Below are 13,608 nucleotides of genomic sequence, written 5' to 3'. Positions count from 1 at the left end.
TAAATAAAAATTCTTTTGTTTTGAATCAAAAGAGGCTCTCTTGAACACGTTCATGATCGCGATGTGATTGCAGTGTTGGCGTGATTCATTTGAATATCACAGCTTGTAATATTTCTATATTTATGGAAATATGGAATCTATGGATATTCAATCAGCAGTGACTCAACTCTCATCAATCGCTCAGGAAGCGCGTTTGGAGATCTTCCGTTTACTGGTTCAGGCTGGCATAGAAGGGCTACCAGCCGGCAGTATTGGAGAAAAACTCAAGATACCGCCCAGCACGCTCTCGTTTCATCTCAAAGAACTCAGCCATGCTGGCATGATTCACTCGCGTCAGGTCAGCAGATTTATTTACTACACCGCAAACTATGCCGCGATGAATGGCTTACTTGCATACCTGACTGAGAATTGCTGTGCTGGTGTCACTGAATGCTGCCCCGGTGTCACTAACTGCAACCCCGAGAAAGGGAATGCACAATGAAACGTATGCATTTGCATGTCTCGGTCGATGACATTGCTCAAAGTATTGGTTTCTATAGCGATCTTTTTGGCGCATCCCCAACGGTATCCAAGCCTGACTATGCCAAATGGATGCTGGATGACCCGTTAATCAACTTTGCTATTAGCAAGCGTGGCGCTAAGGCTGGCCTGGACCATATCGGTATTCAGGTTGAGAGTGAGCCTGAGCTTGAGGAGATCAGGCAGCGTTTAGAAAAGGCTGAACTGAGCCTGCTGACTGAAGCGGGCACGACCTGCTGCTATGCGAAATCAGACAAGCATTGGGTGCAAGACCCTTCCGGCATTGCCTGGGAAACCTATCGCACACTCGATCATGCGCCTACATTCAATGGTCAAGCATCTACCGAGCCTGGCACGGCTTGCTGCATTCCTGCTGTGCAAAAGATTGAGATCGCCACAAGAAAGCAGTGCTGCTAAATGAATGTCATCACTGTACCCAGCCCGATCAGCCGCTTTGAACGTAACCTGACATGGTGGGTGCTGGCTTGCATTCTGGCAGGGCTTACGCTGGGCAAGCTATTCCCTGATTTCTTTCAAACGTTAGGTGCACTCAACGTTGCTGAAGTCAACTTGCCTGTGGCTGTGCTGATCTGGTTGATGATCGTCCCCATGCTGCTAAAGATTGATTTCAAAACCATGGCGGATGTGCTGGCGCATCGTCGGGGCATAGGCGTGACGTTATTCATCAACTGGATGGTGAAGCCTTTTTCAATGGCTTTGCTGGCGTGGGTATTTATCCGCCACCTGTTTGGTGACCTGCTGCCGGCAGCGCAGATAGACAGTTACATCGCTGGCTTGATCCTTCTGGCCGCAGCGCCATGTACTGCCATGGTATTTGTCTGGAGTGGCTTGTGTGGTGGCGAACCCAGGTTCACGCTGTCGCAGGTCGCACTCAATGATGCGATCATGCTGTTTGCTTTTGCACCGCTGGTGGCTTTGCTACTGGGTCTGTCGCGCATTGCCGTGCCGTGGGAAACACTGTTTTTATCTGTGTTGTTATTCATCATCGTGCCTGTCGTGATCAGCCAGTTTGTGCGTGAGGTCATGTTCTCTGGTTGCGAGAAATTCATCGACCGTCTGATCAAGCGTATACAGCCAGTTTCCCTGTCTGCATTGCTGGCCACGCTGGTGTTACTGTTTGGTTTTCAAGGGCAGCAGATCATTGCCCAGCCATTTATCATCGCCTTGCTAGCTGTGCCTATCCTGATCCAGGTGTATTTCAATGCCATGCTGGCTTATTGGCTGAATAAAAAACTCAAGGTAGCGCATTGTGTGGCAGCGCCTTCTGCCCTGATAGGCGCTTCAAACTTTTTTGAGTTGGCAGTCGCAACGGCCATTGCATTGTTCGGCTTTCATTCTGGCGCCGCGCTCGCGACCGTCGTCGGTGTACTGATCGAAGTGCCAGTCATGCTCTCTGTCGTTTTTATCGTCAATCGTAGCCGTCACTGGTACGAAAACAGTTAATCATCTAGGCCTTCCGGCGAAACTCTCCATGAATATCCTATTCCTTTGTACAGGTAATTCCTGCCGCTCTATCATTGCGGAGGCCACATTCAATCATCTGGCACCCGCGCATATGCGGGCCATGAGTGCCGGCAGCCAGCCAACCGGCGAAGTACATCCGCGCTCACTGGCATTACTGACAGCAAAAGGCATTGCCACAGCAGGCTATTACAGCAAGTCGTGGCATGATTTACCAGCCACGCCGGATATTGTGATCACGGTGTGCGGCAATGCCGCAGGTGAAACGTGCCCGGCCTATCTGGGCAATGTACTCAGAGCGCACTGGGGTGTGGATGACCCTGCTAAAGCCACCGGCACAGACGCAGAAATCAATGCCAGTTTTGAGGCGGCTTACCGTATTTTAAATGCGCGTATCCTGGCGTTCCTTCAACTGGATCCGCAGGTATTAAACGATGCACAACAGCTGAAAGACGGATTGGACCAGATTGCCAATATTGTTTAATGCAAATAAAAAAAGCCGATACCTGAGGTATCAGCCCTTTTGAACTTGGTGAGGTTTGTTTAGAACAGGTGTGTGAACACCCAGTACAGGCTGCCGGATAATATCATCGCCATCGGCAATGTCAGCACCCAGGCCATCAACAGATTACGGATGGTGGACATCTGCAAGCCGGATTTATTCGCGGCCATGGTACCTGCCACCCCTGATGACAACACGTGCGTGGTCGATACCGGTAAACCGTACATATCCGCCGCACCGATCATGGTCATCGCCACCAGTTCGGCAGAAGCACCTTGGCCGTAGGTTAAATGTGTCTTGCCGATCTTCTCACCCACAGTCACCACAATGCGTTTCCAGCCCACCATGGTGCCTAAGCCCAGCGCAATCGCAACCGCCACTTTTACCCATAGCGGAATAAATTTAGTGGCTTTATCGATTTCTTTTTTGAAGGCAGTCACGTTGGCTTTGGTGTCGTCGTCAAATTTCACTGTCTGATCTTTATCCAGGAAGCGGATAGCCTCTGAAACCAGGTACATATCGTTACGCACGTTGCCCACTTGCTCGGCAGGCACTTCGGCAAAGGTGCCGTGTGATTTGACCTGGTCGCCGATACTGCCGGTCATGGCCGCCAGGGCAGGGATCAGTTCCGATGTCACCGCCTTGGTGCGTACATATTCAGTCAGCGTATGGCGGGCCGCGTCATTGCTGGCAGGCGGGGTAGCAGAGCTGTGTAGTTCCAGTGATTGCTGGGTGACGTGTGCCACCGCCACAAACTGCGTCATCTGGTCTACCGGCATGGCACGGTTCAAGGCATACGCCATAGGCACCGTCCCCACCAAGATCAACATGATCAGGCCCATGCCTTTTTGGCCATCATTGGAGCCATGGGCGAACGAAACACCGGTACAGGTCAGGATCAGCAAACCGCGTATCCACAATGGTGGTGGTTTGTTGCCTTTAGGCTCCTGGTAAAGCTCTTTGCTTTTGACAAATGCTTTTAGCGCCAGCAGCAAGAAAGCCGCAAAGAAAAAACCGATAATAGGGGAGAGTAGTAATGAGTAGCCGATTTTGGTGGCTTGTGCCCAATCGACGCCGCTAGTGCCGTCACGGCCATGCATCAACGCATTCGCCACGCCTACGCCAATGATCGAACCGATCAAGGTGTGTGATGAAGAAGCAGGTAACCCCAGCAGCCAGGTACCCAAATTCCACAAAATAGCGGCAATCAGTAAAGCAAACACCATGGCAAAGCCAGCCCCTGAGCCGACTTGCAGGATCAACTCCACCGGCAACAGCGAAATAATCCCGAATGCCACTGCGCCACTGGAGACCAGCACACCGAGGAAGTTGAAGGTGCCAGACCAGATCACTGCGAAATTGGCAGGTAATGAGTGCGTGTAAATCACTGTCGCCACCGCATTTGCCGTGTCATGAAAACCATTGACGAACTCAAATGCCAGTGCGATCACCAGGGCCACACCCAGCAAGATAAATGGCAGCCAGGTAGTGGTGCTGGCGCCGGTATCGTTGACATCGTGCATCAGGCTAAAGCCGGTATAAATCAGGCCCAAAACCAATAAACCGATGAAGATCGCTTTGGTGAGCAAGCCCGGTTTGTTATCAAGATTGGGTTTAGACGTGCTATGTAACGATGAGGCACTGGCAGATGAAGTATTCATAATATTCGCCTGAATTTTTATCGAGAGCCTCGAGTATTGATTTTTAATGTGACAAATTGATGACAGTTGATTGCTGGTCATCAGCAGGTAAAAGACAAATAGTCATCAAACTGTCATAAATGAAATTTAGCATTTTCAGTTTGAACTTCAATCTCGCTCACGGAAGCAACCATGACCATTGAAAACGCTGATGAACTCTCCACTAATGATGATCGATTTAGTGAGGCGCAATTGCATAATGAAATGCTGGATAGTTTTGATGAGGAGCTGGAGATGGAACTGGATGATCAGCGTATGGACCAGTTGCTGGCTGAATATGCCACGGCTACCGGCCTGGATCAGGTACACACTGAAACCCTGTCAGACCGCCAGATCTACTTTAAAGAATTGTTCCGGCTGCAAGGTGAACTGGTCAAACTGCAAGACTGGGTGGTGCACAACAAACTGAAAGTCGTGGTGCTGTTCGAGGGCAGGGATGCCGCAGGCAAGGGTGGCGTGATCAAACGTATCACGCAACGCCTGAACCCGCGCGTCTGTCGCGTCGCTGCATTGCCAGCCCCTAGCGAGCGTGAACGCACGCAATGGTATTTCCAGCGCTATATTTCGCACCTGCCCGCCGGCGGGGAGATCGTGCTGTTTGACCGTAGCTGGTATAACCGCGCCGGAGTGGAGAAGGTGATGGGCTTCTGTAACGAAGACGAATACGAAGAATTTTTCCGCTCGGTGCCGGAATTTGAAAAGATGCTGGTGCGCTCCGGCATCATCCTCATCAAGTACTGGTTCTCTATCACCGATGACGAACAGCACTTACGCTTTATGACGCGCATCCAGGACCCGCTCAAGCAATGGAAACTCAGCCCTATGGATCTGGAATCGCGCCGTCTGTGGGAGCAATACACCAAAGCCAAGGAGATCATGCTGGAACGCACGCATATCCCGGAAGCGCCTTGGTGGGTGATCGAAGCGGTGGATAAGAAGAAAGCGCGGCTGAACTGCATCAACCATTTACTGAGTCAGATCGAGTACGACAAAGTAGAGCACCCTTCAGTGGTGTTGCCTAAACGCGTACACAATCCGGATTACATCCGTGGACCAGTGCCTAAAGAGATGTTCGTACCGGCTAAATATTAACTAACCCCGGCTCACAATCGCCTGGTTCAGCGCCTGTAGCACATGTTCAATGTCCTGTTTCTTGTCGCTGACCAGGGCGTGATGCTCGCCTGCTGATGTGTGCAAGATCACCGAGTATCTGGGTTTTTCCAGATACCAGGCGATCAGCCCGATGACAATGGCAACAACACCGGCAACCAGTAACACGCCTTTATCAAACAACTCCAGTAATTCGGCGATCAGCAATAGCATGCCAACCAACAGAAATGCCATCGCCACGCCTCGCGATGGTTGCACGATGCCGGGTTTTACCGAAGTGACACTCTGCATGGCGTAAGTCTGTGTGCGCACGATAAAACGGCTATTGCTGACGATAATGCCGTTAAAATTAAAAAATACGGTTTCTTCCATTTTCCCCACCTTTGTTTCTAGTCATATTAATCATACGGACCCCGGGCGTGCATTTAAATTCATCCCGAAGTCTTTTGAGGGGAGTTCTATTGAGAGCGATACAGGTAAAATAAGGGTGAACTAATCTCAACTGTCAGGACCTAAAATAATGCTTCACCCAGACGATAGTAGCCTGGAGTTACAATGCACATAAGCAGTGGCTTTAAATGAGATGATTTTTAAATAACAATAAGAGAACCTGATGAGCCTATTTCTTCGACTTCACAAGGTCTGCAATGCATGCGGATTTATATGGTATCCAAAAGAGGAGGCGGTATCGTCCAACTGCCCCAATTGCGGCAGCGAAAATACGGCGAATGAAAAATTCAACTTTATCGCGACCATATTGTTCTATTTGACCGGCCTGGTCGTGCTAGGCCTGGTGTTGTTCAGCTGGCAACAGCCTGAGCCCGCCCCGGTAGTCGAGCCATTAAGCGCGGTGGAAGATTCCCTGACCAAGGCAGAGCAACAGATAGCGCTACCCGACATTGAAGAAGAAACCGAAAATGCGGTTGCACCCGCAAAAGCGCCGCCAGTCACAAAACCTGCCGATATTGAAAAATTACCAGTGCCGGCTGAGCCCGCCGTCGTCACGCCACCACCAGCGCCGGTCGCCGAAAATGTGCCTCCGCCAAAACCTGAGCCAGCGCCTGTAGAAGACCTGCGGCCGATTGTGAATGTGTCTACCAACCAGATCACTTTCAGCCTGTGGAGTGTGTCTGAACTCAGGTTGAGACGCGCTTATACCAACTTGCTGAATGATGGTTCTATCAGGTCAGAATTGAACAAAAAGGATTATCTGCACTTTGTGAGCAACCGGGCCAAAAAGTGCGGCGAGCTAGACCCCGCTTTTGAGAAGAATATTAATGCCATCGAAAGCATTAAATTCAAGGCAAATGACTCCAAGGTACTGGAATGCTACGCCTCGGAAAATACCAGTGAATACAACAGGTTAAATATCGCTACAGAAGGGAATTGATTTCAATATTGCCATTTATTCCAGGCTGCTTCACAGCGGGTGGTGGAACAGCTCACATCAGGGTATCTTGAACATTTACAGGAGCGCAATATGAATAAAAGTGGTGTGATCGTGGTTGATCTGCAAAACGAATATCTGCCTACCGGCAAACTGCCGCTTGCTGGTATTGAAGCCGCTGCCGCCAATGCAGCAAGCGTCATTGCCGATGCCCGTCAAAAAGGCATTCCTGTCTTTCATATCCGTCACGAGTTCGCCAACGGAGAAGCGCCGGTATTTGTGCCGGGCACGCCTGGGGTTGAAATCCAGCCTGCCGTTGCGCCGCTGGCAGGTGAAGTGGTGATCGTCAAGAATCACATCAACGCTTTCCGCGATACTGACCTGAAACAGCAACTGGATGCACAGGGTGTGGAAGAAGTGATTGTGATTGGCGCAATGAGCCATATGTGTGTCGATGCCGTCGTCCGCGCGGCGGTAGATATGGGCTATGTCGCCACCATATTGCACGATGCCTGTGCCACGCTGGACCTGGAGTTTGACGGCGTGAATATCCCCGCTGCGCAAGTGCATGCTGCCATGATGGCTGCTTTTGCATTCGGTTATGGCTCAGTGATCTCTACCGAAAAATATCTTTTTTAATCACGCTTTCTGGCAGTGCACGCTGTAAAAAACAGGGCCGGGAAACCGGCCTTTTTGATTGGTCACATCGCATCCATCGCTTTTCCCACATTTAGGCAAATCTATCTCTACACAAAGCTGGCAGGTTGATCTATCGCAAATATAGATGTGCGCCTGTTATGTATGCTTAGGCTTGCATAACATCGCAGTCACATGAATAATTTATGCTGAGAGTACAACCTTCGCTCCTCCCAGCCTGATAAGAAAAGAGAGTGCCTCATGGGGATTTATAAAAAGCTTTGGCTTATTTTAATTGCCGTACTGATAGCTACGTTTACTATCCTGGGTTACATGGGGGCGGAGATTTACCGTTCTGCGCCACCAGTACCTGCCAGTGTGGTGAGCGGTGACCAGCGCCTCAACTTTGCAGAAGCCGATATCCTGGCAGGGCAGTCACACTGGCAATCCATAGGCGGCATGCAGGTGGGTTCCATCTGGGGGCATGGCGCTTACCAGGCGCCAGACTGGACGGCCGACTGGTTGCACCGTGAACTGGTCAACTGGCTGGATCTGGCCGCTCAAGAAAATTACACTGCAAACTACGCCATGCTAGACCCGGTCAAGCAAGCTGGCCTGCGTGCGTTGCTCAAACAAGAGTACCGCAGCAACCGGCTGGATGCGCAGGGCACTTTAACGCTGACACCTCGCCGCGCCCAGGCTGTGCAACAGACCGCCGCCTATTACGAAGCCTTATTTTCTGACGCGCCTGCACTCAAGAAAACCCGCGTCGCCTATGCCATGAAGGACAACACTTTGCCAGCTGCCGAAGCCAGGCAAAAGATGGCTTATTTTTTCTTCTGGACAGCGTGGGCAGCCGCGACAGAACGTGCTGATAGCACAGTGACCTACACCAATAACTGGCCGCACGAACCGCTGATCGATAACCAGCCCAGCAGTGAAAATATGCTGTGGTCCCTGGGTAGTATTGTATTTTTACTGGCAGGCATAGGCTTGTTGATTCTGGGCTGGTCTATATTGCGTAAAGAGGATGATGTGCCGCCCAAGGCCGGCAAGCTTGACCCGATCAGCAGTTTTAGCTTAACGCCTTCGCAGCAGGCATTGGGCAAGTACCTGTTTGTTGTGGTGGCATTGCTGGTTTTCCAGGTGTTTATCGGCGGGTTCACCGCGCATTACACGGTTGAAGGCCAGGAATTCTATGGTGTTGATGTCTCGCAGTGGTTCCCTTATTCACTGACGCGTACCTGGCATATCCAGAGTGCCTTGTTCTGGATAGCCACCGGCTTTCTGGCAGCCGGGTTGTTTCTTGCACCCATCATCAACGGCGGCAAAGATCCGGCTTATCAAAAGCTAGGTGTGAACAGCCTGTTTGTCGCCTTGCTGATCGTAGTCGTCGGCTCTTTCCTCGGCCAATATTCAGCTATCGCTAACCTGATGCCTGGCGCATTCAATTTCTGGTTCGGGCATCAGGGCTATGAATATATCGACCTCGGGCGTTTCTGGCAGATCGCCTTGTTTGTCGGGCTGTTGCTGTGGCTGGGCCTGATGCTGCGCTGCATGATCCCCGCGCTCAAGGCGAAAGACAGCGACAAAAACCTGCTGGCATTGCTGACGGCGTCTGTGATCGCGATTGGCCTGTTTTATGGCACCGGCCTGTTTTACGGTGAGCACAGTAATCTCTCGGTGATGGAGTACTGGCGCTGGTGGGTGGTGCATTTGTGGGTAGAAGGCATTTTTGAGGTATTTGCCACCGCCGCGCTGGCCTATATTTTCATGTCGCTGGGCCTGGTGTCACGCACGGTAGCCACAACTGCCAGCCTGGCTTCGGCATCGCTGTTTATGGTGGGCGGTATCCCCGGCACTTTCCATCACCTTTACTTTTCAGGTACCACGACGCCGGTGATGGCGATAGGCGCCAGTTTCAGTGCGCTTGAAGTAGTGCCTTTGCTGGTGCTCAGCCACGAAGCCTGGCATCACTGGCATTTGCATAAACGTGCCGCCTGGCTGGAAAACCTGCGCTGGCCGCTGTGCTGCTTTGCCGCAGTAGCTTTCTGGAATATGTTAGGCGCAGGCGTGTTCGGCTTTTTAATCAATCCCCCCATTTCGCTGTATTACATCCAGGGCCTCAATACCACGGCAGTGCATGCGCACGCCGCCTTGTTTGGCGTGTATGGTTTTCTGGCGATAGGCTTCACCCTGCTGGTGTTACGTTATATCCGGCCGCAGGCCATCTTTAACGAGAAACTGATGCGCACTAGTTTCTGGACGCTCAATATCGGTTTACTGCTGATGATTTTCACCAGCCTGCTGCCTATCGGCATCATGCAGTTTCAGGCCAGTTTTACGCATGGCCTGTGGTATGCGCGTAGCGAAGCGTTTATGCAGCAGCCACTCTTGCAAACCTTGCGCTGGGTGAGGACGTTCGGCGATGTCGTGTTTATAGTGGGCGCATTAGCCATCGCCAGCCAGGTTGCCTTAAGCCTATTTGGAAAGCCGGCGCAGTCGCGTTAAAATCAATACACGCGTCAAACTAAAGGCTTACCCATTATGAGTATCCAGCATTTTGCCCCTGGCCAAGTTATTGATATCAGCCCATACGGTGCAGACTTTGATTCTGCCGCATCGGAAACACTGATACGTGAAAGCCACATTGAAGTGTTCAGGTTTGTGTTAACCGCAGGTAAAACCACGCCGGAACATACCGCAGCTGGTGCCATCACCATACAGTGCATTGAAGGTGAGGTAGAACTGGGGCTAGGGGATGAAATCAGGGTGCTCAAGCCGCACAACCTGGTGTATCTCGGTGTCGGTGAGGCGCATACCGTGAAGGCGCTGACTGATGTAACACTGCTGATCACTATCCTGCTGCAACGCGAGTAGTGCTTAAATCTATATCGCTACATAGCAACGCTAAATCATCGGCTAAACGCCGACCGGTGCTGCGACATACCCAGTGATCATCTATCGATCTGTCGGTATGAAGCTGGCGAGAATCTGGCACAGAGTATCAATAACAACACGGCCCCGAGTAGCATGGCTATCCAGGCATGCGTCAGGTCAGAAAACTGATCCCGCAGCACACCCGCCAGCAAAGGCATACCACTGGCGATCATGTATCCACCCCCTTGCACAAACGCTGTCAGCATACCTGCCTGTGCCGGGTCTTCGATATGATCCAGCGTCAATATCAGTGACAAAGGAAACAATGCGCCTATGCCCAACCCCAACAGCAAGCTCGCTGGCAAAGCCAAACTTAAAGGCGCAAAAATCAGGCATGCCAGGCCAGCAATCAGCAGTATCAGCACCGTGAAGAGTGGCAGGCGCCTGTCATTAAACTTGCCTATCCAGGCTGAGACGGCCAGCCCTGCGATCACCTCGGCCAGTGTCAGCCCGCCTAATAGAAAACCTGCCGCAGAGGGTTGCCAGCCCAGGCTGGTATAAAACGGCGGTAGCCACGCGAGCACCAGGGTATACGCGCCGGTACCTATGCCAAAAAACAGCATCAACTCCCAGGCTCTTTGATTTCGCCAGAAGTTTCGTTTTGGTAAATGAGAAGAGGGGGCAGATTGGATCAATGTGGCTTTGCCTTTTGTGGCCTTTAACCACAGCATAAAAGCAAGTAATGCCGGAAGCGCCCAAATGGATAGCGCCAACGGCCAGCGGCCATGCCCGGCAACGATGGCCACCGAAGATGCCGCGATGGCAGCCCCAGCCATGATGCCAGTGGTATATAGCGCAAATACGTTACCAGCCTAGGTAGCAAAGTGACGTTTGATAAATGCAGGCAGCAAGGTTTGCGCTAACGCGATCCCGATACCGGCCACCACAGCAGTGACAAGCAAACCAGCGCTGCTTGTTATCTGGTAGCGCGCCCAGCATGCCGCGACAATGAGCGCTATGCCTAAGGCAACACCGTTTCGTTCACTCAGGCGGCCAGTCACATGCTGGCCAAATAGCGCGCATAACCCCATGACAAACACGGGCAGGGTGGTTAACAGGCTTGCGTAGGTATGCGACAAACCCGTGGCCGCCACTATCATATCCAGCAGTGGCCCAATCGCGGCAATCACCGGGCGCAGATTCAGGGCGACGCTCACAATGGCAATCATTATCAGCACATCAGCATAGCGCTTGCTAAACATACAATATCTCTACATAAAGATTCTTTATAAGGAATCATATACACAATATCAACCTTATACAATGCTATGATTAAGTTATAAATTAATTTGATAAAGAGATAATAATGAATGATAGAGCGAATCTTGCGACTGAACAGTGGCAACAAGAGCGCCCTGACATCGATGCCGCGGTCATGGCTTTAGTCGGCAGATTGTTGGAAGCAACACAACTGATAGAGCGGGATTGGCTTTACCCGCTGGCTACACAGTTCGAACTGCATCAAGGCGAATTTGACGTGATCGCCACCTTGCGCCGTTCAGGTCAGCCATATGCCCTCACACCTACCGCACTCTATGAAAGCCTGATGCTTTCTTCTGGTGCCATGACCAGCAGATTGGACAGGCTGGAGAATAAAGGATTAATTGAGCGTAGCCGTGCGCCCGAAGACCGACGCAGTATCCTGGTCAGGCTTACCCCGGCTGGGCTGGCGCTCATTGATAAGCTATTGCCGCTGCATGTTGCCAACGAGCAACAGGCTTTGTCTGCATTAAACCAGGCGGAGCAGAGGCAGCTGGACACGCTGTTGGCTAAATTGTTGACTGGTCTGCATAACAAGCCTGAGTAAGTTTGACTAACAGTGTATTTATAAACATTTACATGCATGCCTCGCACCCATATCCCGTATAGATAGTTGTAGTTTTTAGGACTATACCGGGCCGTATTTTTTCAAATATCTGAAATATTCCAGGCGTAATTTGGCAGCGTTAGAAGGTGTTCTAACCCATTGCCATCGCCAACCTTAAGGAATACATCATGATCTCATCAGCATTCAAATTGAAAGTAGTTGCCAGCCTGTTGCTGGCTTTCGCCGGTAGCGCTTCAGCGGCGGTTTACACCAACGTGCCAGCTGGCGCCAGCACAGGTTTGCCATTTGCGTCGTTTGGCAATGCAGCTAACCCAAGCGGTGACTCCCCCAAAGTCGGCCAGGTGTTTTCACTGGCCGAAGCCAGCCTGCTGTCCTCTTTCAGCTTCTACGCCCTTGGTAATACTTCAGCCTCTATCCAGTTGAACGTTGCCCAGTGGAACCCGGACACCAACGCGCAAAACCAGGCCGTGAATACGGTTGGCAGCAATTTGCTGACTACCACGTTTAACGCGGTGGAAACTTACAATGCCGCCGGCGGTTACACCACCTTGTCATTTGAAAACCTGGGCCTGAGCCTGAATGCAGGTACAAAATACATTGCTTACCTGACCAGCAGTGACGCCAGCGTGACAGGCATTCAGCTTTCACGTACCCAAACTACAGTTGATGCCACAGGTTTTGGTCTGGGCAATGCCTATAACAGCACCATTCCAGGCCAGGGCTGGCAGTTGCCTTTCAACGGTAACGGCTTCCTGAGCCTGCAATACACAGCAGTGACTGCTGCTGCGGCAGTACCAGAGCCAGAGTCATACGCCATGATGTTTGCTGGTCTGGCTTTGGTGGGTGCAGTTGCCAAACGCCGTAAACAGGCTTAATTCGCCAGTTATAACGTAATAAAGTTATAAGGCTATAAAGCAACAGGTAATAAAAAACGGGAGCATCTGCTCCCGTTTTTTATTCATTTGAGTACCGCTTAGTGATCTTTACCATGCCCGGCAATTTTATCCATCCAGGCAAACAGCACGCCGGTGATGATAAATGTTAAATGAATGCCCACCAGCCAGGCCATTTGTTCGGTCGTAAAGCTGGCCGTGCCAGAGCTCTGGTGCACAAATGCTTTCAGCAAGTCGATCGCAGAAATCGCCACGATCGAACCGATCAGCTTGATCTTCAGGCCGGAGTAATCGACTTTACCCATCCATTCGGGCCTGTCTTCACTGTTGGCCGTATCAATGCGTGAGACAAAGTTTTCATAACCACTGAAAATCACCATGATCAGTAAATTGCCGACCAGCGTGATATCCACCAGCGCCAGCAGCGAAAGCACGGTTTCTTGTTCTGAGAAGGAAGCTAAATGCGAAACAATGTGGAAAAACTCCTGGCCAAATTTCACCAGCAAAATAAACAGGCCACCCACCAAGCCAAGATACATTGGCGCCATCAACCAGCGGCTCTGGAAAATCCAGCCTTCTATTAATCTTTCTAAATAACGTCCCATATACAC

At 51.1% G+C, this 13,608-nt stretch carries 16 protein-coding genes; 11 read left to right on the top strand and 5 right to left on the bottom strand.

Features of this window, described 5'->3' with window-relative positions; genetic code table 11:
• Positions 1 to 139: 139 nt before the first annotated feature.
• From ACTS9Y_RS15005 to ACTS9Y_RS14990, 4 genes are read left to right on the top strand one after another with little or no spacing between them, the layout of a single operon-like run.
• Positions 140 to 481: an ArsR/SmtB family transcription factor gene (locus ACTS9Y_RS15005; RefSeq protein ID WP_442586711.1), complete on the top strand. Its 342-nt coding sequence runs from the start codon at positions 140 to 142 to the stop codon at positions 479 to 481.
• Entirely contained in the window at positions 478 to 936 is a 459-nt protein-coding gene (locus ACTS9Y_RS15000) for an ArsI/CadI family heavy metal resistance metalloenzyme (RefSeq protein ID WP_442586710.1), read from the top strand. The genes ACTS9Y_RS15005 and ACTS9Y_RS15000 overlap by 4 nt, the downstream gene beginning before the upstream one ends.
• On the top strand, positions 937 to 1,983 hold the full coding sequence (gene arsB, locus ACTS9Y_RS14995; RefSeq protein WP_442586709.1) for an ACR3 family arsenite efflux transporter: 1,047 nt from the start codon (positions 937 to 939) through the stop codon (positions 1,981 to 1,983).
• Positions 1,984 to 2,011: 28 nt separating this feature from the next.
• Positions 2,012 to 2,485 carry an arsenate reductase ArsC gene (locus tag ACTS9Y_RS14990; protein WP_442586708.1) on the top strand — a complete coding sequence of 158 codons (474 nt, stop codon included), beginning with the start codon at positions 2,012 to 2,014 and terminating at the stop codon, positions 2,483 to 2,485.
• Positions 2,486 to 2,544: 59 nt separating this feature from the next.
• Here the strand turns inward: ACTS9Y_RS14990 and ACTS9Y_RS14985 are convergent, their stop codons facing one another.
• Positions 2,545 to 4,164: an inorganic phosphate transporter gene (locus tag ACTS9Y_RS14985; protein WP_442586707.1), complete on the bottom strand. Its 1,620-nt coding sequence runs from the start codon at positions 4,162 to 4,164 to the stop codon at positions 2,545 to 2,547.
• Positions 4,165 to 4,335: 171 nt separating this feature from the next.
• On the opposite strand from ACTS9Y_RS14985, the gene ppk2 reads away from it, so the two are divergent.
• Positions 4,336 to 5,295, top strand: coding sequence for a polyphosphate kinase 2 (ppk2, locus tag ACTS9Y_RS14980; RefSeq protein WP_442586706.1), 960 nt, complete (start codon positions 4,336 to 4,338; stop codon positions 5,293 to 5,295).
• Here ppk2 and ACTS9Y_RS14975 read toward each other — a convergent pair whose 3' ends face one another.
• Positions 5,296 to 5,685 carry a DUF6232 family protein gene (locus ACTS9Y_RS14975; RefSeq protein ID WP_442586705.1) on the bottom strand — a complete coding sequence of 130 codons (390 nt, stop codon included), beginning with the start codon at positions 5,683 to 5,685 and terminating at the stop codon, positions 5,296 to 5,298. It lies immediately after the preceding gene.
• A 241-nt stretch (positions 5,686 to 5,926) separates the two neighbouring features.
• On the opposite strand from ACTS9Y_RS14975, the gene ACTS9Y_RS14970 reads away from it, so the two are divergent.
• From ACTS9Y_RS14970 to ACTS9Y_RS14955, 4 genes are all read left to right on the top strand, one after another.
• Positions 5,927 to 6,703, top strand: coding sequence for a hypothetical protein (locus ACTS9Y_RS14970; protein WP_442586704.1), 777 nt, complete (start codon positions 5,927 to 5,929; stop codon positions 6,701 to 6,703).
• A 90-nt stretch (positions 6,704 to 6,793) separates the two neighbouring features.
• Positions 6,794 to 7,339, top strand: a complete 546-nt coding sequence (locus ACTS9Y_RS14965; RefSeq protein ID WP_442586703.1) for a cysteine hydrolase family protein — start codon at positions 6,794 to 6,796, stop codon at positions 7,337 to 7,339.
• 258 nt (positions 7,340 to 7,597) lie between these two features.
• On the top strand, positions 7,598 to 9,847 hold the full coding sequence (locus ACTS9Y_RS14960) for a nitric-oxide reductase large subunit (RefSeq protein ID WP_442586702.1): 2,250 nt from the start codon (positions 7,598 to 7,600) through the stop codon (positions 9,845 to 9,847).
• A gap of 36 nt (positions 9,848 to 9,883) precedes the next feature.
• A complete protein-coding gene (locus tag ACTS9Y_RS14955; protein ID WP_442586701.1) occupies positions 9,884 to 10,216 on the top strand; it encodes a cupin domain-containing protein in 333 nt (110 codons plus the stop codon).
• Positions 10,217 to 10,293: 77 nt separating this feature from the next.
• Here ACTS9Y_RS14955 and ACTS9Y_RS14950 read toward each other — a convergent pair whose 3' ends face one another.
• Positions 10,294 to 11,022: an MFS transporter gene (locus ACTS9Y_RS14950; RefSeq protein ID WP_442586967.1), complete on the bottom strand. Its 729-nt coding sequence runs from the start codon at positions 11,020 to 11,022 to the stop codon at positions 10,294 to 10,296.
• Between the two features lie 66 nt (positions 11,023 to 11,088).
• Positions 11,089 to 11,478 (bottom strand): hypothetical protein, encoded by a 390-nt coding sequence (locus ACTS9Y_RS14945; protein WP_442586700.1) that lies wholly within the window; start codon positions 11,476 to 11,478, stop codon positions 11,089 to 11,091.
• A 104-nt stretch (positions 11,479 to 11,582) separates the two neighbouring features.
• Here ACTS9Y_RS14945 and ACTS9Y_RS14940 point away from each other — a divergent pair, with 104 nt between their 5' ends.
• On the top strand, positions 11,583 to 12,083 hold the full coding sequence (locus ACTS9Y_RS14940) for a MarR family winged helix-turn-helix transcriptional regulator (RefSeq protein ID WP_442586699.1): 501 nt from the start codon (positions 11,583 to 11,585) through the stop codon (positions 12,081 to 12,083).
• Between the two features lie 188 nt (positions 12,084 to 12,271).
• Positions 12,272 to 12,979 (top strand): PEP-CTERM sorting domain-containing protein, encoded by a 708-nt coding sequence (locus ACTS9Y_RS14935; protein ID WP_442586698.1) that lies wholly within the window; start codon positions 12,272 to 12,274, stop codon positions 12,977 to 12,979.
• Positions 12,980 to 13,077: 98 nt separating this feature from the next.
• Here ACTS9Y_RS14935 and ACTS9Y_RS14930 read toward each other — a convergent pair whose 3' ends face one another.
• Positions 13,078 to 13,602 (bottom strand): TIGR00645 family protein, encoded by a 525-nt coding sequence (locus tag ACTS9Y_RS14930; RefSeq protein WP_442586697.1) that lies wholly within the window; start codon positions 13,600 to 13,602, stop codon positions 13,078 to 13,080.
• Between the last annotated feature and the right edge of the window lie 6 nt (positions 13,603 to 13,608).

This window comes from Methylophilus sp. (assembly GCF_052173275.1).
GTDB lineage: Bacteria > Pseudomonadota > Gammaproteobacteria > Burkholderiales > Methylophilaceae > Methylophilus.
This window is presented reverse-complemented; position numbering and strand designations above follow the sequence as displayed.

Coding starts and splice junctions, on each gene's coding strand:
- ppk2 (WP_442586706.1), top strand. CDS start 4,336: ATGACCATTGAAAACGCTGATGAACTCTCCACTAATGATGATCGATTT.
- ACTS9Y_RS14965 (WP_442586703.1), top strand. CDS start 6,794: ATGAATAAAAGTGGTGTGATCGTGGTTGATCTGCAAAACGAATATCTG.
- ACTS9Y_RS14945 (WP_442586700.1), bottom strand. CDS start 11,478: ATGTTTAGCAAGCGCTATGCTGATGTGCTGATAATGATTGCCATTGTG.
- ACTS9Y_RS14970 (WP_442586704.1), top strand. CDS start 5,927: ATGAGCCTATTTCTTCGACTTCACAAGGTCTGCAATGCATGCGGATTT.
- ACTS9Y_RS14990 (WP_442586708.1), top strand. CDS start 2,012: ATGAATATCCTATTCCTTTGTACAGGTAATTCCTGCCGCTCTATCATT.
- ACTS9Y_RS14985 (WP_442586707.1), bottom strand. CDS start 4,164: ATGAATACTTCATCTGCCAGTGCCTCATCGTTACATAGCACGTCTAAA.
- ACTS9Y_RS14975 (WP_442586705.1), bottom strand. CDS start 5,685: ATGGAAGAAACCGTATTTTTTAATTTTAACGGCATTATCGTCAGCAAT.
- ACTS9Y_RS15005 (WP_442586711.1), top strand. CDS start 140: ATGGATATTCAATCAGCAGTGACTCAACTCTCATCAATCGCTCAGGAA.
- ACTS9Y_RS15000 (WP_442586710.1), top strand. CDS start 478: ATGAAACGTATGCATTTGCATGTCTCGGTCGATGACATTGCTCAAAGT.
- ACTS9Y_RS14935 (WP_442586698.1), top strand. CDS start 12,272: ATGATCTCATCAGCATTCAAATTGAAAGTAGTTGCCAGCCTGTTGCTG.
- ACTS9Y_RS14930 (WP_442586697.1), bottom strand. CDS start 13,602: ATGGGACGTTATTTAGAAAGATTAATAGAAGGCTGGATTTTCCAGAGC.
- ACTS9Y_RS14960 (WP_442586702.1), top strand. CDS start 7,598: ATGGGGATTTATAAAAAGCTTTGGCTTATTTTAATTGCCGTACTGATA.
- ACTS9Y_RS14940 (WP_442586699.1), top strand. CDS start 11,583: ATGAATGATAGAGCGAATCTTGCGACTGAACAGTGGCAACAAGAGCGC.
- arsB (WP_442586709.1), top strand. CDS start 937: ATGAATGTCATCACTGTACCCAGCCCGATCAGCCGCTTTGAACGTAAC.
- ACTS9Y_RS14955 (WP_442586701.1), top strand. CDS start 9,884: ATGAGTATCCAGCATTTTGCCCCTGGCCAAGTTATTGATATCAGCCCA.